Source organism: Buchnera aphidicola (Therioaphis trifolii) (assembly GCF_005080705.1).
GTDB classification, from domain to species: Bacteria; Pseudomonadota; Gammaproteobacteria; order Enterobacterales; family Enterobacteriaceae; genus Buchnera_L; species Buchnera_L aphidicola_X.
On sequence record NZ_CP032996.1, the window covers coordinates 50469 to 77053 of the forward strand.

Here is a 26585-nt window from a genome sequence, read left to right on the forward strand (position 1 = left end):
TTTAAATATGTTTTATATAAAATAATTATTTATTAATTTTTGTATTTTTTTTGTAGTATTTTGTTGTAACACTAATTTAGATAATTGTTTTGCATGTTTAAATTTTGTTGTTCGAATAATTTTTTTAATTTTTGGTATGTATGATGGATTCATACTAAATTCATTTAATCCCATTCCTAATAATAATATAGTAGCTTTTTCATTTCCAGCAAATTCACCACACATTCCTGTCCATTTTTCTTCTTTATGAGATACATCAATAACTTTTTTAATTAATTTTAAAACTGATGGATTCATTGGATTATATAAATGAGAAATTAAATCGTTTTTTCTATCTACAGCAAGAGTATATTGTGTTAAATCATTAGTTCCAATACTAAAAAAATCAACTTCTTTTATTAAATATTTAGAAATAATAGCAGAAGCAGGTGTTTCAATCATAATTCCTATTTGAATATTTTTATCAAAGTCAATTTTTTTTTTATTTAATATAAATTTTATTTTTTCTAATTCATATTTTAATTGTTGAATTTCTTCAACTGAAATTATCATAGGAAATAATATTTTTAGCTTTCCAAAACTTGATGCTCTTAAAATTGCTGTTAATTGTGCATGTAAAATTTCTTTTCTATCAAGACTAATTCTGATTGCTCTCCAACCAAGAAATGGATTATCTTCTTTTGGAAAATTCATATATGGAATTTCTTTGTCTCCGCCGATATCCATAGTTCGAATTATAATAGTTTTATTGTTCATCATTATTGCAGCTTTTTTATATTCATGAAATTGTTCTTCTTCTGAAGGTAATTCCATACGGTCCATGAATAAAAATTCTGTTCTATATAATCCAATAGATTCTGCTCCATATTTCTTTGCATTAATAATGTCTTGCATATTACTAACATTAGCACTAATTTCGATTTTTTTTTTATCAATTGTAATTGCTGGTAATATTCTAAATTTTTTTAATTTTTTTTTTTTTTTTAAATATTTTTTTTTATACTTTTTTAATTTATCAATAATATTTTGAATAGGATTAATAAAAATTTTATTATTTATTCCGTCTAATATTATAAAATCTCCATTTTTAACTTTATGAGTTATATTTCCTGTTCCTACAATTGCAGGTATTTCTAAAGATCGAGCCATAATTGATGTATGTGCTGTTTCGCCACCTAAATTAGTTATAAATCCTTTTATATATTTAAAATTCATTTGTGCTGTTTCAGAAGGTGTTAAATCATTTGCAATTAGTATTACTTTTTCTTTAATATTTTTTAAATCTACAGTTTTTATATTTAATATATTTCTTAATAATCGATTACCAATATCCCTAATATCTATTGCTCGATTTTGTAAATATATATTATTAATTTTTTTTATTTTTTGTATTTGTTTTGAAATAGTTAATTCAATTGCAAAAGCAGCAGTATTATTTTTTTTTTTAATTAAATTAATTATTTCTTTTTCTAATTCTTCATCTTCGAGAAGCATAATATGCCCTTCGAAAATTTCTGTTTCTTTTGAATTAAATATTAATTTTGATTTTTGTTTGATTTCTATTAATTGTTTAATAGATTTTTTTTTAGATTTTAAAAATTTTTTTATTTCAGATTCTATTTCTATATCATGAATATTTTTTTTATTTATAATAATTAAATCACTTTTAAATAATAAAGCTTTTCCAAAAGCAATTCCTGATGATGCTAAAATACCTGAAATCATAATATTACCTTTAATTATAACATGCAATTATCATTTATTTTAATTTAAAAATTAATAAATTATATAGTTAAAATTTTTGATTTCATAGATATTTTTATTAAAAATAAATGATAATTATTTTAAAATATAATTTATTTTAATTCCATAAGAATTTTTGTTAAATATTTAACAGCATCTTTTTCATCTGTTCCATTAGCAGTAATAGTAATTACAGTACCTTTTGTTAAATTTAAAGTTTGTAAATTAAATAAACTTTTTGCATTTGCAGAATTATTATTTGTTGTTATGATAATTTCAGATTTAAATTTTTTTGCAGATTTTACAAATTTAGCAGCTGGTCTGGTATGTAATCCATTAGGAGAAATAATTTTTACATTTTTTTGGAACATATTTATATTCCTATATTTTTTAATGTTATTTTTATATATTATAAAATAATTTAAAAATAAAATTTTTAAATTAATAATTTTATTATATAATATATTTTTATATTTATTTTTTTTAAATTTTATAATATTATTATTAATATATTTAATATTATTTTTTTCATAATTAAATTTATATAAATATTTTTATATTATATATTATATATTTATGAAATATTATTAATTAAATAATTATTTAATTATGAAATTTTAATTTAATTAATTTTTTAAAATATATTTATTAAAAAATATGAATTTTATAAAAAAAAAAATATTATATTTATATAAATTATTACATTATCATGATTATTTATATCATGTATTAAATATGCCTATTATTTCTGATGAAGAATATGATTTTTTAGTAAAAAAAATAAATTCTTTAAAAAAAAAAAATATTATTTTTTTTAATGAAATAAAATCTTCATTTATAAAATTAAATAAAATATGTGATATTTATAAAAATAAACATGTAAAACCTATGTTATCTTTAGATAATACCTTTGATGTTAATGGATATATTAAATTTCATAATAATATAAAATATTGTTTAAAAAATAAAAATATAAAATTTTTTTGTGAATTAAAATTTGATGGAGTTGCATTAAGTTTATTATATAGAAAAGGAATTTTAGTACGTGCATTAACGAGAGGTGATGGAATATATGGAGAAGATGTTACTAAAAATGCTTATGTAATTAATAATATTCCTATAGTTTTAAATGATTCTACTGTACCAGAATTATTAGAAATTAGAGGTGAAGTATGTATGTTAAAAAAGGATTTTAATGATTTAAATAATTTTTCTATCAAAAATAATAAAAAAGTATTTTCTAATACAAGAAATGCAGCAGCAGGGTCATTACGAAATCAAGATATTTCAATAACAAAAAAAAGAAAATTATTTTTTTTTTGTTATGAATGTAATATTATTTCTGATATTAAAATTTTTAAAAATCATTCAGAACAATTAAATATGTTAAGTAATTTAGGATTTTGTATTAGTCAATATATTTTATTATCATCTAATTTAAATAAAATTTTGAATTTTTATTATTTAATAAATCAAATAAAAGATTTTTTATCTTTAAATATTGATGGAATTGTTATAAAAGTAAATTCCTTAATATTACAAAAAAAAATAGGGTATGGAAATAAATTTCCTAAATGGGCTATTGCTTTAAAATTTAATTCAAAATATGCAAAATCAAAACTTTTAAGTGTTACTTATCAAGTTGGTAGAACTGGTATTATTACTCCTGTTGCAAATTTATTTCCTACATTATTATCTGGAGTGATGATTAAAAAAGCATCTTTATATAATAAAAATGAAATTAATAAATTAAATTTATTTATTAATGATTCGGTAATTATTCATAGAATTGGTAATGTAATACCTAAAATTAAATCTGTAATTATTAATGATAGAATGAACGATGCTAAAAAAATACTTTTTCCTAAATATTGTCCTTCTTGTAATTCTTTATTATATAATAATAAAAATTATACTATTATACAATGTCTTGCTGGAAATAATTGTTTAGAGCAAAGAAGAAAATATATAGAACATTTTTTTTCTAAAAATGCATTATATGCTGAAGGTTTTAGTTCTAAAATAATTTCAAAATTAGTATTCAATAAATACATTTATACACCTTTGGATTGTTTTAAATTAAATGTTCAAATATTATCAAAGTTAAAATATTTTGGAATAAAATCGGCAACTAAAATTATTAATTCTATTAATAATTGTAAAAATACTACATTAAGTAAATTTATTTATGCTTTAGGTATTCCAGAAATTGGATTAGAACATTCTGAATTAATTGCTAATTATTTTGGTTCTTTAAATAAAATATTACATTGTAGTATATATGAATTAAAAAAAATTAAATGTATTGGAGATATTTGTTCAAGTTCTTTTTTAAATTTTTTTTCTTATCAAAGAAATATTAATAATATTAATAAATTAATTAAAGAAGGTAAAATTAAATTTATTAATTTAAAAAAAAAAAATATAAAAATCAAAAAAAATATTTTATTTAAAAAAAATATAGTTATAACTGGAAAATTTAAAAATTTTTTAAGAAAAGAATTAATTAATAAATTAATACATTTAGGTGGTATTATTTCAAATAATATTTCAAAAAAAACAAATTTTTTAATTGTAGGTTCTAATCCAGGAAATAAAATTATTAAAGCTTCAAATTTAAATATTAAAATAATTTTAGAAGAAGAAATTAATAAAGTTTTATTTAAAAAACATAAATTTTAATATTTGGGTCGTGCAGGATTTGAACCTGCGACCAATTGATTAAAAGTCAACTGCTCTACCAACTGAGCTAACGACCCATCTTATTATGGGTAATGACGGATTCGAACCGCCGACTTCCTCCGTGTAAAGGAGGCGCTCTACCAACTGAGCTAATCACCCAAAATATTTTAATTCATGAGATAATTATATCTTTCAAGGAAAAATAGTCAATATATTATAATAAAATTTTTATAAAAACAATTTATTTTATTATAAAATTTCAATATTAATATAATATTATTATAATTTATATAGGAATTATAATTTGAAAATTAAAACTAGGTTTGCACCAAGTTCAACTGGTTTATTACATATTGGTAACATAAGAACAGCATTATATTCTTGGTTATTTGCAAAACGTCATAATGGTTCTTTTGTTTTAAGAATTGAAGATACAGATTTTATTCGTTCAAATAAAATTTATGTGGATAATATTTTAAATACATTAAAATGGTTAGGAATTATTTGGGATGAAGGACCATATTTTCAAAGTCAAAGATTAGTTTTTTATAAAAATAAAATTAATGAAATGTTAGATTTAGGTTGTGCATATAAATGTTATTGTTCAGTGAATCGATTAAATAAAATGAGATTAAAACAAATTTCAAATGGTATAAAACCAAGTTATGATCGAAAATGTAGATATGATAATTCTTCAAAAAAAGGTCATCAAGAATATGTAATAAGATTTAAAAATCCATTAGAAGGTAATGTGATTTTTTATGATCAAATTAGAGGAAAAATTATATTTAATAATTCTGAATTAGATGATTTAATTATTCAACGTAGAAATGGTTTTCCTACTTATAATTTTTGTGTAGTAATAGATGATTGGGATATGAAAATTACACATGTAATTAGAGGAGAAGATCATATTAATAATACACCAAGACAAATTAATATTTTAAAATCTTTAAATGCTAATATTCCAAATTATGCACATGTTTCTATGGTTATTAATAGTAATAAAAGTAATCTTTCTAAAAGAAAAAAAGATTCTAGTATTTTAGAATATAAAGAACAAGGTTTTTTTAAAGAAGCTATTTTAAATTATTTAATAAAATTAGGGTGGTCATATAAAGATAAAGAATTTTTTAGTATTGATGAAATGAAAAAATTATTTTCTATTAAAAATGTTAGTAAATCTTCTAGTGAATTAAATTTAAAAAAATTATTATGGATGAATCATCATTATTTAAATAATATACCAATAGATTTAATTTTAATTAAAAAATTTAAAAAATATTTAAAAAATTTTAAAATTAAAGTTAATAAAAAAATAAACTTAATTAAAATAATAAAATTATTAAGAAATCGTTGTAATACTTTACAAGATTTAGTATTACAATCAAGATATTTTTTTGAAAATGTTGAAAAATTTAATTTTATTTTAATAAAAAAATTTTTTTCTCAAGATTCTTATAAAATAGTAAAAATTATATATCAAAAATTATATAATATAAAATTATGGAATTCAGAAAATATAGTTATTTTATTTAAAAAAATTTCTCAAAAATATTTTATTTCATTAAAAAATATTTATATGTCATTACGAATTGCAATTACTGGTTTAGAAGAATCTCCTAGTATAAATACTATTATGGATATTATTGGTAAAAATGAATCTTTAAAAAGATTAAAAAAATTATTATATTGTTTAAAAAATTATAAAAATATGTTAAATTAAAATAATATATTTTATTTTTTTATTACATTATCAAAATAATATATTAAATAATTTTTCATATTTAAAATATTTAATTATTTAAATTTAATTTATTTTATATTAAAATATTTTTATTTTATATAATAATATAACATTTTCTAATAATATATAATTTTTTATATATATTGATTTGTATATTATTGAATTAGGAAATGATTATGAATATTAATTTTTTAAATCATTCTCATTTAGAAAAAATTAAAAAAAATAATTCTTTAAAAAATTCTAATTGGAAATTTTACGGAATATTATTATTATTTTTTTTATTTTTTATTTTTTTTATATTTTCTTATTTTTCCAACCATATACAATATCAAATAGTTTATAATAATTTATCTAATGAAGATAGTATATTAATTATATCAAATTTATTAAAACGAAAAATTCCATATCGTTATATTGCTAATTCTGGAAAATTATTAGTTCCAAAAGATCAAATTGATAAAGTTAATTTAATGTTATTAAATGAAAAATTACCAAAAAAAAAAAGTATTGGTTTTGAATTATTTGATAAAGAAAAAATTGGAATTAGTGCTTTTAATTTTCAAATTAATTATCAACGAGCCTTAGAAGGTGAATTAGAAAAAACAATTCAAAAAATTAATTTAATTCGAACAGCAACAGTACATATTGCATTTCCTGAATCTTTATCTTTAACACAAGATAAATCCTTACCTTCTGCTTCAATAATTTTAGATATAAAAAAAAAAAAACATTTAACACATAAACAATGTATAGCAATTACTAATTTAATTTCTGCTAGTGTTCCAAATTTATTACCAAAAAATGTTGTTATATTAGATGAATATGGAAATTATTTAAATAAAAAAAAAATATATAAAAATAATATACAATATTCTAAAATTGATAAAATAAAATTTATAGAAAATAAGTATCGTAAAAAAATTATTTATATTTTAAAATCAATATTTAAATTAAATAATATTCATGCACAAGTAACAATTTTAGATCAAAAAGATAATAATTTTAAAATAAATAATTTTAAATTAATACATTATAATAATTTTATTGTAAAAAATATTAATAATTTTTTTAATTCTGTTTTTTTAAATAAATCAAATCATTTAATTTATGAATCTTCTAATTCAAAAAAAACAATTTCAGTATTAATATTAATCAATGATTTAAAAAATCAAACAAATAAAATAATTCCTATAAATAATACTCAAATAAATAATGTTAAAAAAATAATTATAGATTATTTAAAATATGAAAATTTTAATATAAAAAATATTCAAATAATAAATTTACAACTTATTAATAATTCTAAAATAATAGTTAATGATTTTTTTTTAATATATTATTTTAATTTATTTCGAAAATATTTATTATATATTATTTTGTTTTTATTTTTTATACAGTTTATTTATTTTTTTATTTTAAGAAATAATAATATTAATAATAAAAACTATAAAATAAATATTAATAATAAAAAAATTAATTTAGATAATATGAATAAAGATATTAATTTAATAAATTTTAAAGATAATATAAAAACGATATATAAAAATGATAAATTAATGAATAAAATTTTATATATTTCAAAGAATAATCCTAAATTAATTGCAATGATTATTAAAAATTGGATAAATAAAAAAAAATGATTTTTAATGGTGCAGATAAAAGCGCAATATTATTAATGCTACTTAATTCAAAAGAAGCAATTAAAATATTTAAATATTTTAATAAATATGAAATAAAAAAAATTATTTCTTCTATAATAAATATTAATTTAGTATCTCAGAGTGATATAAATACGATTTTTAATGAATTTATACTGCAATATGAAAATATTTCAAAATATGTTTTATTAGATAATAATTCATATTTAAATAAAATTAAATCTAAAATTTTATATAATAAAAATTTAGATAATTTTTTAAATAAAATATCTAAAAAAAAAATTTTCTTAAAAAAAATAAAAAAATTAAAACATATTTCTGATAAAAATTTATATTCTTTATTAAAAAATGAACATTCTCATGTTATAACTTCAATATTATTTTTTTTAGATTCAAAAACTGCATCAAATGTAATTTCTTTTTTTGAAAACCAACAACAATCTAAAATTATATATTTAATTTCTAAATTTTCACAATTAAAAGAATATGAGTTTTCTATATTAATTGATATTATTGATATTATTTTAATAAAATATAAGAGGATTTCTTATAATAAAAAAAGTTTAATAACAGCTATTGATATTTTAAATACTAATAATTTTAATAACAATCATAATATTATTGATAATATTTATAAACATGATAATAAAATTGGAAAAAAAATATTTTATAAAATATTTTCTTTTGAAGATATTGTTAAATTAACTGATGAGAGTATTATTTTTTTAATAAAAAATATTGATGAATATAAAATATTAATTTCTTTATATCATGCTAAAAAATCTATAAAATATAAATTTTTTAAACATTGTCCTAAATTAAAAGATAATATAATAATTTTAGAATCTGATAAAGATAGATACATATCTTATGATAATGTAATAAATGCTAAAAATTTTATTGTATCAAAGATACGTGTATTATTAAAAAAAAAAGAAATATCAATGATGAATTTGAGTTAATTTTATGTCTAATAAAAATATATTAAATAATTGGAAAAAGTGGTATCCAAAAAATATTAAAAATAATATTCAAGATAATTATTTTAAACAAGATAAAAATAATATTTCTTTATTAAACATTTATTTTGAAAAAGGTTTTAAAATTGGTATTAAAGAAGGTTATAAATTACAATTGAAAAAAGAAGAATTTTATTTTTATAATGAAAAATGTATTATAAAAAACAAAATGAAAAAATTATTAAAATCATTTGATTTTGCATTTAAAAATTTAGATACTATTATTGTTAATAAATTATTAAAGATGGTTTTAAAAATATCATTAAAATGCTTAAATTATCCAATTAAATTAAATGAAAAAGAAATAGTAAAAAAAATAAAAAAAATAATTTCAAAAAAAATTTTATCTAAAAATATTATTTTTCAGATAAGTAAAAATGATAAAGATATTTTTAATAAGTATTTTAAAAAATTATTTTATAAATATAATTATATTATAAAATATAATAATAATATAAATTCTGGTGAATGTATTATTAATTTAGAAAATGAAACAATAGATTCAACTGCATTAACAAAGTGGAAAGAATTATATCGTTTATTTTGTAATAAGGAAGATTTATGAATAAACGATTAAATAATTGGTATGATCAAATTAATATATTTAATAAAAAAATAGATGATATTCCAAATATTATATATTATGGTCATGTTATTGGTTTGCGAGGTTCTATAATTGAAGCAACTGGATTAAAATTACCAATACATTCATTATGTATTATAGAAATTAAAAAAAATAATCAAATAAATTATATAGAATGTATTGTAATAGGTTTTTTAAAAGAAAAAACATTTTTAACATCTTTTAAAGATGTATGTTTTATTCCTCCAAATTCTTTTATTTTTTCAAAAGATATTAAAAAGCATATTTTTCAAAAATGGCCTATAGGATTTCAATTACTTGGTCGAGTGTTAGATGGTCAAGGGAAACCATTAGATTATAAACCTTTATTAAATAAAGATTGGTTATATACATTAAGTGGTGATTATATTAATCCATTAAATAAAAAACCTATTAATGAAATTTTTGATGTTGGTATTCGATCAATTAATGCATTATTAACATTAGGAAAAGGTCAAAAAATTGGATTATGTTCACAATCTGGATATGGAAAAAGCATTTTACTTGGAATGATTTCTAAATATTCAAAAGCAGATATTATAGTAATTGCATTAATTGGAGAACGTGGACGTGAAGTTCAAGAATTTTTAAATAATTCATTAGGTTTAAAAAATTTATATCGTTCTATAATAATAGTTGTTCCTATTAATGCCTCACCTATATTAAAAATACAAGGTTCTATGTATGCAATGTGTATTGCTGAGTATTTTCGAGATAAAAATAAAGATGTATTGTTGATTTTTGATTCATTAACTCGATATGCTATGTCAGAACGTGAGATATCAATTTCGTTAGGTGAAATTCCATTAAATCAAGGTTATCCATCTTCTATTTTTTCAAAGTTATCAAATTTTATTGAACGTGCTAGTAATTCTAGTAAAGATTCTGGTTCAATTACAACATTTTTTACAATTTTATTAGAATATGAAGAAAATGATTTAATTTTAGAAATATCTAAATCAATATTAGACGGTCATATTATATTATCTAAATTATATGCAGAATCTGGTCATTATCCTGCGATTGATATTGAATTATCGATTAGTCGTGTAATGTTTAATATTATTTCTAAAAAAAATTATGAAAAATCTCGTTATTTAAAACAATTAATATCTGTATATCAAAAAAATCAAGATTTAATTAATATTGGTGCTTATATTCATGGTAGTAATAAAATTTTAGATGAAGCAATTGAAAAATGGAATCAAATTATATGTTTTTTAAAACAAGATATATTTGAGTCTAGTTCATATTTAAAATCAATTTCTGAATTAAATAAAATTATTTAATTTTTATTTTATTTACTGTAATCATTATGTTAAAAAAAAATATTGCAATATTAAAAAATATTACAAAATTAAAATTAGAACAATTAACTTTTATATTATATAATATTAAAAATAAAAAAAATAAAAAAAAAAATCAATTATATAAAATAATTAAATATTACAATTATTATATAAAAAATTTTACTAAAAAATTTATTTTAGAATTTTCTTTTTTTAAAATAAAAAATTTTTATCAATTTTTATATTATTTAGAAGATTATATTCTTAAATTAAAAAATAAAATATTAAAATATAATAATGATATTAAAAATAAATTATTTTTATGGAAAAAATTAAATAAAAAATTAAAAATATGGAATATATTATATGATAAAATAATAAATGTAAATAAAAAAAAAAAAAATATTTTAAATAAAAAATATAATAATCAATATTATCAAATATTTTTATTGAAAAATATATTTTTTAATAAAAATAAATAATTTTTTAATTTTCAATTGGTATTTTAAATGAAAAAATATAATGAAAAATTTTTTATTTATAAAGATATTAATGATCACGATATTAAATATGTAAAAATTTTTCAAAAAATTTATAAAAAATTTATTATTTTATTAGAAGATGAATTATTAAAAATTACTAAAAAAAAATTTAAAATTAATATTATTAAAAATAATTTAACAATTAATTTAAATATAAATAATGATAATTTACATATTTTAAATACTATATCATTAATAAATATCGATTGTTTTATTTTTATTTTTTTTTCTATTTCTTTTATTAATTATTTAAGTGAATTAATATTTGGTATTAATAAAAATATTTTTTATTATAAAAATTATAATGTATTAATTTCTTCTAAAATTTATATTATAAATAAATTAATGAATATTTTTATTAAATTATATAATAATATTTTAAAAAAATGTAATATTTTTTGTAATAAATATTTTATTGATATAAAAAATAATTTTAATTTTTTTATAAAAAATAAATATAAATTATATTTAAATACTGAATTTTTATGCAAATATAAAAATACAAAATTTATTTTTATTATTCAGATTCCTGACATATTATTATTTATAATAATTAATCAATATAAAGATTTTTTTAAAATTAATGAAGAAAAATCTATTTATAGTAAAAATAATTATTTATTAAATAATATTTGTAATTCAGAATTAAATTGCGTAGTTCAATTAGAAAAAATATCTATATTATCTAAATATATTAAAAATTTAAAAATTGGTGATATTTTAGAAATTAAAAAACCAAATATAGTAACAATATATACAGAAAATTATATACCAATTTTTTATGGAAAATATTATTCTAATAATAATAAATTAGTATTATATGTTAAAAAAAACTTATTAATTAATAAATTAAATATAAAGAATAAAAAAATATGATTAATAATATAAAAAATAATATAAATAATGTAAATAATAATTCTTATAAAATTCACGAATCAAAAGATAATTTATTAAATTTAAATACAAAAAATAAAAATAAATTAAATAATTGTAATAAATTTAATTTTCAAGAAAATATATTAGATGATATTTTATTAGATATTATTATTCAAATAGGAATAATAAAAATAAAAATTAAAGATTTATTAAATATAAAACCAGGAACAATACTTAATTTAAATAAATCAAATAATGAAATGTTAGATATTATTTTAAATAATACTATAATTGCAAAAGGAGAATTGGTTCAATTGAAAGAAAAATATGGAATTCGGATCACTCAAATTATTCAACATAATTATTAAATAATATGAAAATTATATTTGATTTATTCTATCAACATATCTTATATAAAGATATTTTCTTTTTTATGAAATTTTTTATTTTATTATTTTTAATAATTTGGTTAATTAGAAATATTAGTTTTTTAACAAATAATTATAATAATTCTTTAATAAAAGTTATTAATCAAATTAAATTAGATACTAATAATAAAATTATTATTTTGGATGTTCAAGGAGTTAAATTAGTATTAGGAATAACATTAAATAATATGAATGTTTTATATACTATTCCTTTTACTAATAATGATATTAATCATCAAATCAAAATAGAACAATCAAATTTTAAATTTACTTTTTTAAATAAAATCATATTAAATATATGTTGTTTTTTATTATTTTTTTTTTATAGTCCTAATGCCTATGCAACTGAATTTTCTGAATTAACTAAACATATTTTTTTAAATAATATTTATAATTGGTCTTTTTCTATTCAAATGTTTATATTTACATTTTTTTTAGCATTATTATCAGTAATTATTTTAATGACTACAAGTTTTACTCGAATTATCATTGTTTTAACTTTATTAAGAAATGCATTAGGAATTCCTTCTATTCCTCCAAATCAATTATTAATAGTGATATCATGTTTTTTAACTTTTTGTATTATGAATCCAATATTTTATAAAATATATCATGAAGCATATTTACCATTATATTTAAATAAAATTCAATTTGATGAAGCTTTTTTTAAAGCATATAAACCTATTCATGATTTTATGCTTCATCAAACACGTCATTCTGATTTATTAGCATTTTCTAAATTATCAAATATTCCATTAATTGAAAATCAAAATTTTATTCCAATACAAATATTATTACCATCATTTATTACTAGTGAATTGAAAACTGCTTGTCAAATTGGATTTACTATATTTATTCCATTTTTAATTATTGATTTATTTGTTTCTAGTATATTAATTTCATTAGGTATGATGATGATTTCTCCAAATAGTATTTCATTACCAATTAAATTAATATTATTTGTTATGGTAGATGGATGGAAATTAATTTTTTCATCTTTAGTAAATAGTTTTTATTAAAATTTTTTATATTTTTTTAATTTATTAGGATATTTATGAAATCTACATTTTTAACAACATTATTTTATGAATCGTTAAAAGTTTTATTTTTTATATCATTTCCATTTTTATTATCTGTTTTATTCATTGGAATAATTATTGGAGTATTTCAAACATTATTTCAAATTAATGAACAAACATTATCTTTTATTCCAAAATTAATAGTTGTATTTTTAATATTTACATTTTTTGGTACATGGTTTTTAAATATAATTATTAATTATATGGAATATATTTTTAAAAATATATCATATTCAATTTTTGATTTATGTTAAATATTTATCATTATAATATATTTATTTTATTAAATAATTTTTTTTTTATTATTTTTAGAATATTTTCAATATTACATTTTTCTCCATTTTTTGGAGATAAAATATTTAATAAAAAAATAAGATTTATATTTTCTTTTTTATTAAGTATATTTATTATTTTAAATATACCTTATATAAAAATTAATATTTTATCATATATTGGTTTAATTATTTTAATAGAACAAATTATTATTGGTATAATTATTGGTTTTTTTTTAAAATTAATATTTTTTTTTGTTATTATATCTGGTGAAATTTTAAGTTTTCAAGTTGGTTTATCTTTTTCAAATTATTTTGATTCTAATTTAAATTTTAATGTTTCAATTTTTTCAAAAATTTTTAATATATTTTTATTATTAATTTTTTTATTTTTTAATGGTCATCTTTGGATTATTTTTTTTATTTTAAAAAGTTTTTATTTATTTCCTATTAATCATATTAATTTTAATAATATTTTAATATCTTTTATAAAAATTATAAATTCTTCTTTTTTAAGTGGAATAATACTAATTTTTCCTATTATGATTTTATTATTTTTATTAAATATATTAATTGGAATTTTATTTCAATCATCATCAAATATGTTTTTTTTATTTAACAATTTTTCATTATTTTTTTTTATTAGTTTATTATTTTTATTTTTTTCAAATTCGATTTTTTTTTATTCTTTAAATATTCTTTTAAATTATTTAATTAATATATTTGATAATATGTTTTTTTAAAACACACTATACCTTTTTATATAAAAAATATAAAAAGATATAGTATATTTTATTATAATATTATTGATATATTTATTTAATTTTTATTTCATTATATAATACATGTTTTTTAATAATAGGATCATATTTTTTTAATTGTATTTTTTTTTGATTAGATCTTTTATTTTTTGTCGTAGTATAATAATGTTTTGTTCCAGAAGAAGATATAAGTTTAATTTTTTCTCTTGAGCTTTTAGCCATTTATGTTTCCAAGTTTAAATTTTTTAATTAAAAAATTTTTCAATTCCTTTTTTTTCAATTATTCTCATTCCTTTATTTGAAATTCGTATTTTAATGAATTTTTTTTTATTTGGAATCCATAATTTGCGATATTGTAAATTTGGAATAAATTTTTTTTTTGTAGCATTAAGTGCATGAGATCGATTATTTCCAAACATTGGTTTTTTTTTTGTAATAATACATATTTTGGCCATATTTTTCCTATTAAATGATAAAATTTTATTTTATATAAAATTTTTTATGCATTTTTTTATTTCTAATTTTGCAGATTTGGCATTTTCGAATCCAATAATTTTAACCCATTTATTTTTTTCTAAATCTTTATAATGTTGAAAAAAATGTATAATTTTATTTTTGACATTAATAGATAAATCTTGAATATCTTTAATATCTTTATAATCTATAGAAATATTATCATGAGGTACAGCAATTATTTTAGAATCTTCTCCTGATTCATCAATCATTTTTAATATCCCAATAGGTTTACATTGAATGACAGAAGAATGTTGTAATTTATATGGAATTGGAATTAATACATCTAATGGATCGCCATCATTAGATAATGTTTTATTGATATATCCATAATTACATGGATAAAACATAGATGTTGGTATAAAACGATCAACAAAAAGAATTTGCGTTTGTTTATTAATTTCATATTTTATAGAATGTGTTTGATATGGTATTTCAATAATTACATATATATCATGAGGAATATTTTCTCCTGATTTAATATTTTGTAAATTCATATTTTTTCCATATTTATATTTAATAATTGTATGAGATTTAATATTTATTTATTTGATATTTTATATTTTTAAATAAATTTTTAAGTTGACCTATAAGCCGGGTTCTGTTTTATGCAGTCATTTATCTAGACCAATAATCACTTATTGGTTCAAGCGGTTTACCTGAATTTATACGAGCAGTATTTTAAATTCTATTTAACCTTGCTCCGAGTGGAGTTTACATTGCCATATTTATTACTAAATATGCGGTGTGCTTTTAACACGCCTTTTCACCCTTACTATTTAATATTATTAAAATATTATTTAGCGGTATATTTTCTGTTGCACTATTCGTCAGAAAAAATATTCTGCCCAGATGTTATCTGGCACTCTTGCTCTTGGAGCCCGGACTTTCCTCTATTTAATTAACAAATTAAATAGCGACTGCTTGGTCAACTTATAAAATTATTATAATTTATTTTTTATTTTTTGTCATTTTTAAAATTTTTTATAGTGTAATCATATAATTTATTTTTTTTAATTTTATAAATTAATGAAGTTAATTTTATTGCTGTTTTTATTTTAATTTTTGTTAATAAAATTGATAAAGTATTATGAATATTAGAGCATATTTTTTTTTCTTTTTTTTTTTTACCTTTAATAATAATTACCATTTCTCCTTTCTGTCTTAATGGATTATCTTGTAACCAGGATAATATATTTCTTGATGTATCATATTTTATTTTTTCCCACTTTTTTGTTATTTCTTTTGCTAATACTATTTTTCGATTTGAACCTAAGTAAATAATGATATCTTGTATACTACTTATAATTCTATGACAAGATTCATAAAATACTATCGTTGTTGCATTATTTTTTATTTTTAATAAACATTTTTTTCTTTGATTAGTTTTTTTTGGAAAAAATCCTTTATAACAAAATTTATTACTAAATATTCCTGATGCACTAAGTGCTGCGATAATAGCGCATGGTCCAGGAATTGGTATGACAGTAATATTTTTTTTATGACATTTATGAACTAATTGATGACCTGGATCACTTATTGTAGGTGTTCCAGCATCAGATACTAAAGCAATATCTATTTTTTTTAATAAAATAATAATTTTTTTAATGAATTTATTTTCATTATATTTATTTAAAGAAATAATTTTTGTATTAATATTAAAATAATTTAATAAATTTTTTGTATATTGAATATTTTCTGCTGCTATTAATTTGACTGTTTTTAAAATATTAACTGCTCGATATGTAATATCTTTCATATTTCCAATAGGAGTTGAAACAATATATAATATTTTATATTTTTTTATATTAGTATCATTCATTTTATATATTTATATTATTTAAAATCAATAAATAATAATATTTTATATATTAGATTATAATTATATTAATATTAATAAATATAAATTTTTTGTATATTTCATTAAATTAAAAAATAAATAATTAGGAAATATTTTAGTGAAAAGAGTTGTTATTACTGGTTTAGGAATTATTTCAAGTATTGGTAATAATAAAAAACAAGTATTATCATCTTTAAAAAATGTAACTTCAGGTATTACTTTTTCTAAAGAAATGAAAAGATTTGGTTTAAAAAGTCATGTTTGGGGAAAAATTAAATTAAATAATATAAAAATTAATCGTTCTATTTTAAAATTTATGAATCCTGCATCAATTTATTCTTATTATTCTATGAAACAAGCAATTAAGGATTCTCAATTAAAAAAAAATATATATCAAAAAAATTATCGAGTTGGAATTATTACAGGTGTTGGATGTAATTTTTTTTTTAATAATTTATTTTTAAAAAAAAATCCTTATTTTTTAATTCAAAATATGATGTCTAATATTTCTGCATGTTTATCAACTTATTATCATATTTTTGGAATTAGTTATTCAATTAGTTCTGCTTGTGCAACTTCGTCAAATTGTATTTATCATGCTTTTGAATTAATTAAATCTGGAAAACAAGATATTATGTTTGCTGGAGGTGCAGAAGAATTAAGTTGTGAATTAGCATATCAATTTGATTTAATTAATTCATTATCAGTAAAATATAATAATAATCCTAAAATATCTTCTCGTCCATATGATATTAATAGAGATGGATTTGTTATATCTGGTGGTTCTGGAATAATCGTACTTGAAGAATTAGAACATGCATTATCAAGAAACGCTAATATTTATGCTGAAATTCTTAGTTGTGGTTCTACTTCAGATGGAAATAATATGATTCGTTCTTCTGGATTAGGATTAATTAAAGCGATGAAAATAGCTATGAAAGGTTCAGGAAATATTATTATTGATTATATTAATACTCATGGTACATCAACAAAATTAGGTGATTTAGTAGAATTAAAATCTATAAAAAAAGTTTTTAAAAATTTTATTCCATATATTTCTTCTACAAAATCTCTTACTGGTCATGGTTTAGGTGCCTCTGGTGTTCAAGAAATTATTTATACTATTTTAATGATGAATAATAATTTTATTGCTCCAAGTATTAATATTAAAAATTTAGAACCATTTGCAAAAAATATGAATATTGTTTGTAATTTAAAAAAATATAATATAATTTCTTCTATGTCAAATAGTTGTGGATTTGGTGGAGTTAATGTTTCTATAATATTAAAAAAATATTATTAATTTTTAAATTTTATATAATGAAATTATAGTTGAATTTTTTTTTAAAATGTATTATTTTATATTATTAATATAATATTTTATTTTTTAATTAATGATATTAAAATATAAAAGGATAACAATGAATCAATTGAATGAATTAAAAAAAATTACAACAATTGTTGCAGATACTGGAGATGTTAATGAAATTAAAAAATACGAACCAATTGATGCTACAACAAATCCTTCTTTAATTCTTCAAACTATGAATATATCAGCATATCATAATTTGATTATAGATGCTGTTAATTATGGAAAAAAAATTGGAAATTTTATAAAGGATAAAATTACACATGCAAGTGATAAAATTTTAGTTAATATTGGTAAAGAAATTTTAAAATATATACCTGGTAAAGTATCAAGTGAAATTGATTCAAGACTTTCTTTTAATACAGAATTATGTATTTTAAAAGCTAAAAAAATTATTAATATGTATGAAGATTTAGGAATATCTAGATCAAGAATATTAATTAAATTAGCATCTACTTGGGAATGTATTCAAGCAGCAAAAGAATTACAAAAAGATGATATTCATTGTAATTTAACATTATTATTTTCTTTTGCACAAGCAAAAGCTTGCGCTGAATCTAATGTGTTTTTAATTTCTCCATTTGTTGGTCGAATTTATGATTGGTATTATCAAAATAAATTAATAAAAAATTATAATTCTAGTACTGATCCTGGGGTTGTATCATTAAAAAAAATATATAAATATTATAAACAATATGGGTATAAGACTATTATTATGGGTGCTAGTTTTCGTAATATTGAACAAATTTTAGAGTTATCTGGTTGTGATTATTTAACTATTTCTCCTATTTTTCTTAAACAATTAAAAAATAATGTTGGAAAAGTTATAAGAAAATTAATTCCTGAAACTATTATTAAAAAACCAAAATATATTTTAAATGAATCTGAATTTAGATGGGAACATAATCAAGATAGAATGGCTGTAGAAAAATTATCAGAAGGAATACGTCAATTTAGTAATGATCAAGAAAAATTAGAAAAAATATTATATTCATTTTTTTAAAATAACTTTAATCTTTTAATCTAATACATAGGAATGTAATTGTGTGCTCTAGACAAGAATTAGCTAATGCAATTCGAGTTTTAAGTATTGATGCAATTCAAGAAGCGAATTCTGGACATCCTGGAGCTCCTATGGGTATGGCAGATATAGCTGAAGTTTTATGGAGAAGTTTTTTAAAATATAATCCAAATAATCCATATTGGGATAATAGAGATCGTGTTATTTTATCCAATGGACATGCATCAATGTTGTTATATAGTGTATTACATTTAACTGGATATGATATATCAATAGATGATTTAAAAAATTTTAGAAAATTATATTCTAAAACTCCTGGTCATCCAGAAATTGATTCTACTCCAGGAGTAGAAATTACAACTGGTCCTTTAGGACAAGGATTAGCTTCTGCTGTAGGTATGGCTATTGCAGAAAAAATACTTGCATCATATTTTAATCGACCAAAATATAATATTGTAGATCATTATACTTGGGTATTTGCAGGCGATGGTTGTTTAATGGAAGGTATTTCTCATGAAGCATGTTCTTTAGCTGGAACTTGGAAACTTGGAAAATTAATTTTAATGTATGATAATAATAAAATTTCAATTGATGGTAATGTTTGTGATTGGTTTAATGATGATACAGAAAAACGTTTTCAATCATATAATTGGCATGTTATTAATAATGTAGATGGACATAATTCAAATGCTATTTTAAACGCTATGAATTGTGCTAAAAATATTACTGATAAACCTTCTATTATCATATTTAATACTACTATTGGTTTTGGTTCTCCTAATAAGTCTGGTACAGCTGAAGTTCATGGATCTCCTTTAGGAATACAAGAAATTATATTAACAAAAAAAAAATTAAATTGGAAATATCCTCCATTTTATATTCCAGATGAAATTTATCATCATTGGAATTTTTGTAAAATTGGAAAAAAAATAGAAGATAAATGGAATGTTTTATTTTCAAAATATAAAATAGATTATCCGAAATTATCAAATGAATATATTCGTCGAATGTCTGGATTATTACCATCAAATTGGTCAGATAAAATATTAAAATTAATTAATAATAATAATATTAATAATAAATCTATTGCGACTCGTCAATCTTCTCAGAATATATTAGAATATTTTGGAAAAATATTACCTGAATTATTAGGTGGTTCTGCAGATTTAGCTCCAAGTAATTTAACTATGTGGTCTGGTTCTATTTCAATTAATAAAAAACAATCAGGTAATTATATTCATTATGGTGTTCGTGAATTCGGAATGACTAGTATTGCTAATGGAATATCTCAACATGGTGGATTTATTCCTTATACAGCAACCTTTTTAGTATTTTTAGATTATGCTAAAAATGCAGTTCGTATGTCTTCATTAATGAAAATAAGACAAATCATGTTATATACACATGATTCAATTGGATTAGGAGAAGATGGTCCTACACATCAACCTATTGAACAATTATCTCATTTACGTTCTATACCAAATATGAGTGTTTGGAGACCTAGTGATAATTTAGAAACAATCATTGCTTGGAAATTTGCAATAGAACGTTATCAAGGTCCTACTGCTCTAGTATTATCTCGTCAAAATTTATCACAATTATCACGTAATAAAGTTGTAATTAATAATATTATTCGTGGAGGATATATTTTAAATGATTTTGGTAAAAATATTGACATTATTTTAATTTCTACTGGATCTGAAGTACAATTAACATTATTAGCTGCTCGTAAAATTCATGATTTAGGATATGGTGTTAGAGTGGTTTCTATGCCATCTACTGATGTTTTTGATCATCAAGATTCTAATTATAAATTATCTGTTTTACCTGATAATATTAAAAAACGTATTGTAATTGAAGCTAGTCATTCAAATTTTTGGTATAAATATGTCGGTTTTGATGGAAAAATTATTGGAATTGATAAATTTGGTGAATCTGCTCCTGCAATTGATTTATTTGAAAAATTTGGTTTTACAGTAGATAATATTATTAAAATTGCAAAACAATTATTAGAATAATATATATTTTAATATAAAATAAAATTTATTTAATATTTCATTTTAAATAATTGAGTAAAATTATGTATTGTCCAATTTTTTTTTTAGCAAAAGAGTTAATTTCTATACCATCTATTAGTCCTTTTGATTATTCCTGTCAAAATATTATTGCTCGAAGATTATTGATAATAGGTTTCAATATAATGCTTTTTAAAAATAAAAATACGAATAATTTATGGGCTTATAAAGGTCAAGGATTAACATTATCTTTTGCTGGACATACAGATGTTGTTCCACCTGGAAATATAAAGTGTTGGAAATATTTACCATTTTCTCCAATATTAAAAAATGGATTTTTATTTGGTAGAGGTTCATCTGATATGAAAGGATCATTAGCAGCTATGATTATAGCTGCTGAAAGGTTTATAATTTTAAATAAAAAAAATTATTCAGGAAGATTATCATTTTTAATTACATCAGATGAAGAATCAATTGCAAAAGATGGTACTATTCGTATTATAGAATATTTAAATTCAATTAATGATTATATTAATTATTGTATTATTGGAGAACCCACAAGTTTTAAAAATATTGGTGATACTATAAAAATTGGTAGAAGGGGTTCATTACATGCTCATTTATCTATTTTTGGTATTCAAGGTCATATAGCATATCCTCAATTTGCTGATAATCCAATTCATAATGTTATTCCATTTTTAAAAAAATTAATTAAAGTAGTTTGGACTTCTGGTAATAAACATTTTATACCAACAAATATGCAAATATCAAATATTAATTCTACAAATAATAGTGAAAATATTATTCCTGGAGAATTGAGTATTAATTTTAATTTTAGATTTGGAACAGATATCACAATTAATCAAATTAAATCAAAAGTATATTTTTTATTAAATATGTTTAATTTAAAATATAAAATTATTTGGCGATTATCTGGAGAACCCTTTTTAACTAAATCTCATTATTTAATAAAAATAACAAAAAATGCAATTAAAAAACATAATTATATTAATATTAATTTATCCACAGATGGTGGAATATCTGATGGAAGATTTATAAAAAAAATTAGTAACGAAATTATAGAATTAGGCCCAAAAAATAATACTATACATAAAATTAATGAATGTGTTGAAATGAAAGATTTACAATTATTAAGTTTAATGTATCAAGATATTATTAAAAATATATTAATATAGTTTTTATTTTTTCAGAGTACCAAAATGATACTCTGTGAATTTTTTTGAAATATTAAATAATTAAAATTTTATATTAGATTTTATTAAAGCATTATGTAATATTAACTGTGAATTATATGATAATGGTGTTAATGGTAATCTTAATTTTTGATTTTTAATCATTCCTAATTTCCATGTTGCCCATTTTATAGGTATTGGATTTGGTTCTAAAAATAATGCTTGATGTATTGGAATTAATTTTTCATTAATAATTCTTGCATTATGAAAATTATTTTTTAAAGCTAATTCACACATTTTAGACATTTCCTTGGCAGCTATATTTGCTGTTACAGATATTACACCATCTCCTCCTAATTGCATAAAATCTAAAGCAGTAATATCATCTCCACTAATTATTAAAAAATTATTTTTTACATATTGTTTAATTTGATGTATTCTTGTAAGATCTCCAGTAGCTTCTTTAATTCCTATAATATTTTTTAATTTTGATAATTTAATTATAGTTTTTGGTTTTATATCACAACCAGTTCTACTAGGAACATTATATAATATTTGTGGAATATCTGTACTTTCTGAAATTGCTTTAAAGTGTTGATATAAACCATCTTGAGTAGGTTTATTATAATATGGAACTACACTTAAACAACCAGCAATACCTGAATTTTCTAATTTTTTTGTTAATAAAACAGCTTCTGTTGTTGAATTAGCACCTGTTCCCGCAATAATTGGTATTTTACCTTCTGCAAATTCTATTGTTTGTAATACAACAGATTTATGTTCTTCTTGGTTTAATGTTGCAGATTCTCCTGTTGTTCCAACAGAAACAATGGCTTTAGTATTATTTTTAATATGGTATTGAACAAGTTTTTTTAAACTTTTTTTACAAATTTTTCCTTGTTCGTTCATTGGTGTAATAATTGCAACAATACTTCCTTTGAACATATATTTTCTCCAATATAATTAATAATATATTATATTATTAATATTTTATAATATATTTTTTTTATACTACTAAATTGATTAGTAGTATAATATTATAAATTGATTATATAAAAATTTATTTTTTGTTAGATATTTGTGTTATTTTTCCACATTGGGATTGAAATCGTAATAAATGATCCATAATAATAATTGCAGTCATAGCTTCTGCTATTGGAACTGCTCGAATACCTACACAAGGATCATGCCTACCTTTAATTTGTATATTGACATTTTCATTATTTTTATTAATTGTATTAATTGGGATATTAATACTAGAAGTTGGTTTTAATGCAATTTTTGCAATAATAGGTTCTCCATTACTAATGCCTCCTAATATTCCTCCAGAGTGATTACTTAAAAATCCTGTTTTTGATATTTCATCTCTATTTTCACTACCTAATTGATTAATAACAGAAAATCCATCTCCTATTTCAATACCCTTAACTGCATTAATACTCATTAATGCATGTGCTAAATCTGCATCTAATCGATCAAATACTGGCTCTCCTAATCCTGATGGTACATTATTACAAATAATTGTAATTTCAGCACCTATAGAATTTTTATTTTTTTTTAATTCTTTAATTTTATTTTTTAAAATTTCTATTTTATTAATATCTGGACAAAAAAAAGGATTTTTATTAATTATATTCCAAGATTTTAATTTACATTTAATAGAACCTAATTGAGATAAATAACCTCTAATTTTAATATTATATATATTTTTTAAATATTGTTTAGCAAATGCTCCTGCTGCTACTCTCATTGCTGTTTCTCGAGCTGAAGATCTTCCACCTCCTCTATGATCTCTAACTTTATATTTTTTATAATATGTATAATCAGCATGACCTGGTCGAAATATATTTTTTAAATTATTATAATCTTGTGATCTTTGATCTATATTATCAATTGTTAATCCTATACTTGTTCCTGTTGTTATTCCATTAAATACACCGGATAAAATATTTATTTTATCCATTTCACGACGTTGTGTAGTATATTGTGAAGTTCCAGGTTTTCTTCGATTTAATTCGTTTTGTATATATTTTTTTGATATTTTTATTCCAGGTGGCATACCATCTATAATACAACCTAAAGATACTCCATGTGATTCTCCAAAAGTATGTACTCTAAAAATATGACCAATTGTATTTCCAGGCATAATAAATCTCCAAATATGTTTTAATAATTATATTGATACTAAATGATATCAATTTATATAATTTTTAATTGAATTTATAATTTATTATGTTAAATTTTTAATTATATTAATTTGATTTTTATAAAATATTTATAAATTTGTTATTATTAATAATAATTATTTAAAAAATATTTTTTTAATAATTATATTTTTTTTATAATTAATAATATTAATTTAAATATATAATAATTTTTTTGGAATAAATTTTATGAAAAAAAAAAAAAATCCTATTCTTGATGATTTATCCTGTTTTTATAAAGAATTAAAAGATGTAAAAAAAATGAAACAAGATACTGTATTTCATAGTAAACCTTATAAATTATATCAAAAAAATATTGAAAAAAGAAATATTTGTAATCAAGATGCACATATACAATTTTTTAATACTAATTCTTATAAAAATATTATTAAAAAAAATTCTGTATCATATGTTCGAGAGAATTCTTTAAATCATGAATTAATAAAATTAAAAAATAAAGTTTATATTCCTGAGATTACTTTAGATCTTCATGGTTTAAATCAATTACAATCAAAAAAAGAATTAGGAAAAATTATTATTTTATGTTGTGAACAAAAAATATTTTGTTTTTCAGTAATACATGGTCATGGAAAAAATATATTAAAAAATCAAATTCCTATTTGGTTATCAAATCATCCTAATGTTCTTTCTTTTTGTCAATTAAAAAAGAAATTTAAAAAAAATACAACATTATATGTTTTGATAGATTATAATAATCATTATTAAAGTAAAAATTTTATATTTTTAAAAATATTTTAAAAAAAAATTATATTAAAATTTTTAAGTATGTTATCAAAGGTAAATTAATGTTGAATAAAAATCGGTTACGTATTGCTATTCAAAAATCTGGTCGTTTAAGTCAAGAATCTATTAAATTATTGACTAAGTGTGGTATAAAAATTAATTTAAAACAACAACAATTAATTTCATTTTCTGAAAATATGCCTATTGATGTTGTAAGAGTTCGAGATGATGATATTCCAGGTTTAGTAATGGATCAAGTGGTAGATTTAGGTATTATTGGTAAAAATGTTATAGAAGAAGAATCTTTAAGAAGAAATATTGATCCAAAAAAAATATTATATACTATTTTACAACGTTTAGATTTTGGATCATGTAGATTATCTTTATCAATACCTATTAGTCAAAAATATATAAATTTAAAATCATTAAATAATTTTAGAATTGCAACTTCTTATCCCTATTTATTAAAAAAATATTTAGATCAAAAAAAAATTAATTTTAATTTTTTTATATTAAATGGTTCTGTAGAAGTTGCACCCAGTGCCGGTTTATCTGATGCTATATGTGATTTAGTTTCAACAGGTGCAACTTTAGAAGCTAATGGTTTAAAAGAAGTTGAAGTAATTTATTCTTCTACTGCTTGTTTAGTATCACGAACAGGAGATGTTTCGGATATTAAAAAAATATTAATTAATAAACTTATGACAAGAATTCAGGGTGTAATTAAAGCTAGGGAATCTAAATATATTATGTTACATGCTCCATATTCTAAATTACAATCTGTTATATCATTATTACATGGAGCAGAACATCCAACAGTATCTAAATTAGCAGGAGAAACAGATAAAGTAGCAATTCATATGGTTAGTAGTGAAACATTATTTTGGGAAACTATGGAAAAATTAAAAATTTTAGGTGCTAGTTCAATTTTAGTTTTACCAATTGAAAAAATGATGGAATAAAAT

The 26585-nt window shown here is 18.8% G+C and carries 26 protein-coding genes, 2 tRNA genes and 1 other RNA gene; 18 read left to right on the forward strand and 11 right to left on the reverse strand.

The features are described 5' to 3' along the window. Window positions 1–12: 12 nt before the first annotated feature. Together ptsI and D9V81_RS00255 are read right to left on the reverse strand one after the other, a co-directional pair. Window positions 13–1725 carry a phosphoenolpyruvate-protein phosphotransferase PtsI gene (gene ptsI, locus D9V81_RS00250; RefSeq protein WP_158349322.1) on the reverse strand — a complete coding sequence of 571 codons (1713 nt, stop codon included), beginning with the start codon at window positions 1723–1725 and terminating at the stop codon, window positions 13–15. A 131-nt stretch (window positions 1726–1856) separates the two neighbouring features. Then, window positions 1857–2114 (reverse strand): HPr family phosphocarrier protein, encoded by a 258-nt coding sequence (locus D9V81_RS00255; protein WP_158349323.1) that lies wholly within the window; start codon window positions 2112–2114, stop codon window positions 1857–1859. A gap of 286 nt (window positions 2115–2400) precedes the next feature. Here D9V81_RS00255 and ligA point away from each other — a divergent pair, with 286 nt between their 5' ends. After that, window positions 2401–4425, forward strand: coding sequence for an NAD-dependent DNA ligase LigA (gene ligA, locus D9V81_RS00260; protein WP_158349324.1), 2025 nt, complete (start codon window positions 2401–2403; stop codon window positions 4423–4425). A 4-nt stretch (window positions 4426–4429) separates the two neighbouring features. Here the strand turns inward: ligA and D9V81_RS00265 are convergent. Continuing rightward, window positions 4430–4502, reverse strand: a tRNA-Lys gene (locus tag D9V81_RS00265). A 9-nt stretch (window positions 4503–4511) separates the two neighbouring features. Beyond that, window positions 4512–4584, reverse strand: a tRNA-Val gene (locus D9V81_RS00270). A gap of 145 nt (window positions 4585–4729) precedes the next feature. Here D9V81_RS00270 and gltX point away from each other — a divergent pair. The 11 genes from gltX (at window position 4730) to D9V81_RS00325 (ending at window position 14703) form a co-directional block, all read left to right on the forward strand. Beyond that, on the forward strand, window positions 4730–6151 hold the full coding sequence (gltX, locus tag D9V81_RS00275) for a glutamate--tRNA ligase (RefSeq protein WP_158349325.1): 1422 nt from the start codon (window positions 4730–4732) through the stop codon (window positions 6149–6151). A 197-nt stretch (window positions 6152–6348) separates the two neighbouring features. Further along, window positions 6349–7815: a flagellar basal-body MS-ring/collar protein FliF gene (gene fliF, locus D9V81_RS00280; protein ID WP_187306088.1), complete on the forward strand. Its 1467-nt coding sequence runs from the start codon at window positions 6349–6351 to the stop codon at window positions 7813–7815. Next, window positions 7812–8795, forward strand: coding sequence for a FliG C-terminal domain-containing protein (locus tag D9V81_RS00285; protein ID WP_158349327.1), 984 nt, complete (start codon window positions 7812–7814; stop codon window positions 8793–8795). Before fliF ends, D9V81_RS00285 begins: the two co-directional genes overlap by 4 nt. A gap of 4 nt (window positions 8796–8799) precedes the next feature. Next, window positions 8800–9417 (forward strand): FliH/SctL family protein, encoded by a 618-nt coding sequence (locus tag D9V81_RS00290; protein ID WP_158349328.1) that lies wholly within the window; start codon window positions 8800–8802, stop codon window positions 9415–9417. Continuing rightward, window positions 9414–10763, forward strand: a complete 1350-nt coding sequence (locus D9V81_RS00295) for a FliI/YscN family ATPase (RefSeq protein WP_158349329.1) — start codon at window positions 9414–9416, stop codon at window positions 10761–10763. The genes D9V81_RS00290 and D9V81_RS00295 overlap by 4 nt, the downstream gene beginning before the upstream one ends. A 26-nt stretch (window positions 10764–10789) precedes the next feature. Next, a complete protein-coding gene (locus D9V81_RS00300; protein ID WP_158349330.1) occupies window positions 10790–11245 on the forward strand; it encodes a flagellar FliJ family protein in 456 nt (151 codons plus the stop codon). Between the two features lie 27 nt (window positions 11246–11272). Further along, a complete protein-coding gene (locus D9V81_RS00305) occupies window positions 11273–12181 on the forward strand; it encodes a FliM/FliN family flagellar motor switch protein (protein ID WP_158349331.1) in 909 nt (302 codons plus the stop codon). After that, window positions 12178–12549 (forward strand): FliM/FliN family flagellar motor switch protein, encoded by a 372-nt coding sequence (locus D9V81_RS00310; RefSeq protein WP_158349332.1) that lies wholly within the window; start codon window positions 12178–12180, stop codon window positions 12547–12549. Before D9V81_RS00305 ends, D9V81_RS00310 begins: the two co-directional genes overlap by 4 nt. 65 nt (window positions 12550–12614) lie before the next feature. After that, window positions 12615–13628, forward strand: a complete 1014-nt coding sequence (gene fliP / locus D9V81_RS02145) for a flagellar type III secretion system pore protein FliP (protein ID WP_187306089.1) — start codon at window positions 12615–12617, stop codon at window positions 13626–13628. A gap of 35 nt (window positions 13629–13663) precedes the next feature. Continuing rightward, window positions 13664–13942 carry a flagellar biosynthetic protein FliQ gene (locus D9V81_RS00320; RefSeq protein WP_158349334.1) on the forward strand — a complete coding sequence of 93 codons (279 nt, stop codon included), beginning with the start codon at window positions 13664–13666 and terminating at the stop codon, window positions 13940–13942. Beyond that, on the forward strand, window positions 13936–14703 hold the full coding sequence (locus D9V81_RS00325; RefSeq protein WP_158349335.1) for a flagellar biosynthetic protein FliR: 768 nt from the start codon (window positions 13936–13938) through the stop codon (window positions 14701–14703). Before D9V81_RS00320 ends, D9V81_RS00325 begins: the two co-directional genes overlap by 7 nt. A 72-nt stretch (window positions 14704–14775) precedes the next feature. Here D9V81_RS00325 and rpmG read toward each other — a convergent pair whose 3' ends face one another. From rpmG to rsmI, 5 genes are all read right to left on the reverse strand, one after another. After that, a complete protein-coding gene (gene rpmG / locus D9V81_RS00330) occupies window positions 14776–14943 on the reverse strand; it encodes a 50S ribosomal protein L33 (RefSeq protein WP_158349336.1) in 168 nt (55 codons plus the stop codon). 23 nt (window positions 14944–14966) lie between these two features. Beyond that, complete coding sequence (gene rpmB / locus D9V81_RS00335; protein ID WP_158349337.1) at window positions 14967–15176, reverse strand: 50S ribosomal protein L28; 210 nt, start codon at window positions 15174–15176, stop codon at window positions 14967–14969. Between the two features lie 30 nt (window positions 15177–15206). Next, a complete protein-coding gene (gene ppa, locus D9V81_RS00340; RefSeq protein WP_158349338.1) occupies window positions 15207–15731 on the reverse strand; it encodes an inorganic diphosphatase in 525 nt (174 codons plus the stop codon). A 77-nt stretch (window positions 15732–15808) separates the two neighbouring features. Beyond that, an RNA gene (rnpB, locus tag D9V81_RS00345) (RNase P RNA component class A) lies at window positions 15809–16170 on the reverse strand. A gap of 22 nt (window positions 16171–16192) precedes the next feature. Then, the gene (rsmI, locus tag D9V81_RS00350; RefSeq protein WP_158349339.1) at window positions 16193–17056 is read right to left on the reverse strand and encodes a 16S rRNA (cytidine(1402)-2'-O)-methyltransferase; all 864 of its coding nucleotides are present in this window, start codon (window positions 17054–17056) and stop codon (window positions 16193–16195) included. A 136-nt stretch (window positions 17057–17192) separates the two neighbouring features. Between rsmI and D9V81_RS00355 the strand changes: the two genes are divergently transcribed. The 4 genes from D9V81_RS00355 (at window position 17193) to dapE (ending at window position 22675) form a co-directional block, all read left to right on the forward strand. Then, window positions 17193–18377, forward strand: a complete 1185-nt coding sequence (locus tag D9V81_RS00355) for a beta-ketoacyl synthase N-terminal-like domain-containing protein (protein WP_158349340.1) — start codon at window positions 17193–17195, stop codon at window positions 18375–18377. A 118-nt stretch (window positions 18378–18495) separates the two neighbouring features. Continuing rightward, window positions 18496–19446, forward strand: a complete 951-nt coding sequence (gene tal / locus D9V81_RS00360) for a transaldolase (protein WP_158349341.1) — start codon at window positions 18496–18498, stop codon at window positions 19444–19446. A gap of 41 nt (window positions 19447–19487) precedes the next feature. Then, window positions 19488–21482 carry a transketolase gene (tkt, locus tag D9V81_RS00365; protein WP_158349342.1) on the forward strand — a complete coding sequence of 665 codons (1995 nt, stop codon included), beginning with the start codon at window positions 19488–19490 and terminating at the stop codon, window positions 21480–21482. Between the two features lie 62 nt (window positions 21483–21544). Beyond that, window positions 21545–22675, forward strand: a complete 1131-nt coding sequence (dapE, locus tag D9V81_RS00370) for a succinyl-diaminopimelate desuccinylase (protein ID WP_158349343.1) — start codon at window positions 21545–21547, stop codon at window positions 22673–22675. Between the two features lie 60 nt (window positions 22676–22735). Here dapE and dapA read toward each other — a convergent pair whose 3' ends face one another. Both dapA and aroC read right to left on the reverse strand, forming a co-directional pair. Further along, on the reverse strand, window positions 22736–23617 hold the full coding sequence (dapA, locus tag D9V81_RS00375) for a 4-hydroxy-tetrahydrodipicolinate synthase (protein WP_158349344.1): 882 nt from the start codon (window positions 23615–23617) through the stop codon (window positions 22736–22738). A gap of 115 nt (window positions 23618–23732) precedes the next feature. Beyond that, entirely contained in the window at window positions 23733–24818 is a 1086-nt protein-coding gene (aroC, locus tag D9V81_RS00380) for a chorismate synthase (protein WP_158349345.1), read from the reverse strand. 247 nt (window positions 24819–25065) lie between these two features. Here aroC and smrB point away from each other — a divergent pair, with 247 nt between their 5' ends. After that, window positions 25066–25602, forward strand: a complete 537-nt coding sequence (gene smrB, locus D9V81_RS00385) for an endonuclease SmrB (RefSeq protein WP_158349346.1) — start codon at window positions 25066–25068, stop codon at window positions 25600–25602. 80 nt (window positions 25603–25682) lie between these two features. Next, on the forward strand, window positions 25683–26582 hold the full coding sequence (hisG, locus tag D9V81_RS00390) for an ATP phosphoribosyltransferase (protein ID WP_158349347.1): 900 nt from the start codon (window positions 25683–25685) through the stop codon (window positions 26580–26582). Window positions 26583–26585 lie beyond the last annotated feature (3 nt).

Coding starts and splice junctions, on each gene's coding strand:
- ppa (WP_158349338.1), bottom strand. CDS start 15,731: ATGAATTTACAAAATATTAAATCAGGAGAAAATATTCCTCATGATATA.
- D9V81_RS00310 (WP_158349332.1), top strand. CDS start 12,178: ATGATTAATAATATAAAAAATAATATAAATAATGTAAATAATAATTCT.
- D9V81_RS00290 (WP_158349328.1), top strand. CDS start 8,800: ATGTCTAATAAAAATATATTAAATAATTGGAAAAAGTGGTATCCAAAA.
- rpmG (WP_158349336.1), bottom strand. CDS start 14,943: ATGGCTAAAAGCTCAAGAGAAAAAATTAAACTTATATCTTCTTCTGGA.
- dapA (WP_158349344.1), bottom strand. CDS start 23,617: ATGTTCAAAGGAAGTATTGTTGCAATTATTACACCAATGAACGAACAA.
- tal (WP_158349341.1), top strand. CDS start 18,496: ATGAATCAATTGAATGAATTAAAAAAAATTACAACAATTGTTGCAGAT.
- ptsI (WP_158349322.1), bottom strand. CDS start 1,725: ATGATTTCAGGTATTTTAGCATCATCAGGAATTGCTTTTGGAAAAGCT.
- rsmI (WP_158349339.1), bottom strand. CDS start 17,056: ATGAATGATACTAATATAAAAAAATATAAAATATTATATATTGTTTCA.
- D9V81_RS00320 (WP_158349334.1), top strand. CDS start 13,664: ATGAAATCTACATTTTTAACAACATTATTTTATGAATCGTTAAAAGTT.
- D9V81_RS00300 (WP_158349330.1), top strand. CDS start 10,790: ATGTTAAAAAAAAATATTGCAATATTAAAAAATATTACAAAATTAAAA.
- smrB (WP_158349346.1), top strand. CDS start 25,066: ATGAAAAAAAAAAAAAATCCTATTCTTGATGATTTATCCTGTTTTTAT.
- fliP (WP_187306089.1), top strand. CDS start 12,615: ATGAAATTTTTTATTTTATTATTTTTAATAATTTGGTTAATTAGAAAT.
- D9V81_RS00325 (WP_158349335.1), top strand. CDS start 13,936: ATGTTAAATATTTATCATTATAATATATTTATTTTATTAAATAATTTT.
- D9V81_RS00305 (WP_158349331.1), top strand. CDS start 11,273: ATGAAAAAATATAATGAAAAATTTTTTATTTATAAAGATATTAATGAT.
- dapE (WP_158349343.1), top strand. CDS start 21,545: ATGTATTGTCCAATTTTTTTTTTAGCAAAAGAGTTAATTTCTATACCA.
- fliF (WP_187306088.1), top strand. CDS start 6,349: ATGAATATTAATTTTTTAAATCATTCTCATTTAGAAAAAATTAAAAAA.
- hisG (WP_158349347.1), top strand. CDS start 25,683: ATGTTGAATAAAAATCGGTTACGTATTGCTATTCAAAAATCTGGTCGT.
- aroC (WP_158349345.1), bottom strand. CDS start 24,818: ATGCCTGGAAATACAATTGGTCATATTTTTAGAGTACATACTTTTGGA.
- D9V81_RS00255 (WP_158349323.1), bottom strand. CDS start 2,114: ATGTTCCAAAAAAATGTAAAAATTATTTCTCCTAATGGATTACATACC.
- D9V81_RS00285 (WP_158349327.1), top strand. CDS start 7,812: ATGATTTTTAATGGTGCAGATAAAAGCGCAATATTATTAATGCTACTT.
- D9V81_RS00295 (WP_158349329.1), top strand. CDS start 9,414: ATGAATAAACGATTAAATAATTGGTATGATCAAATTAATATATTTAAT.
- rpmB (WP_158349337.1), bottom strand. CDS start 15,176: ATGGCCAAAATATGTATTATTACAAAAAAAAAACCAATGTTTGGAAAT.
- ligA (WP_158349324.1), top strand. CDS start 2,401: ATGAATTTTATAAAAAAAAAAATATTATATTTATATAAATTATTACAT.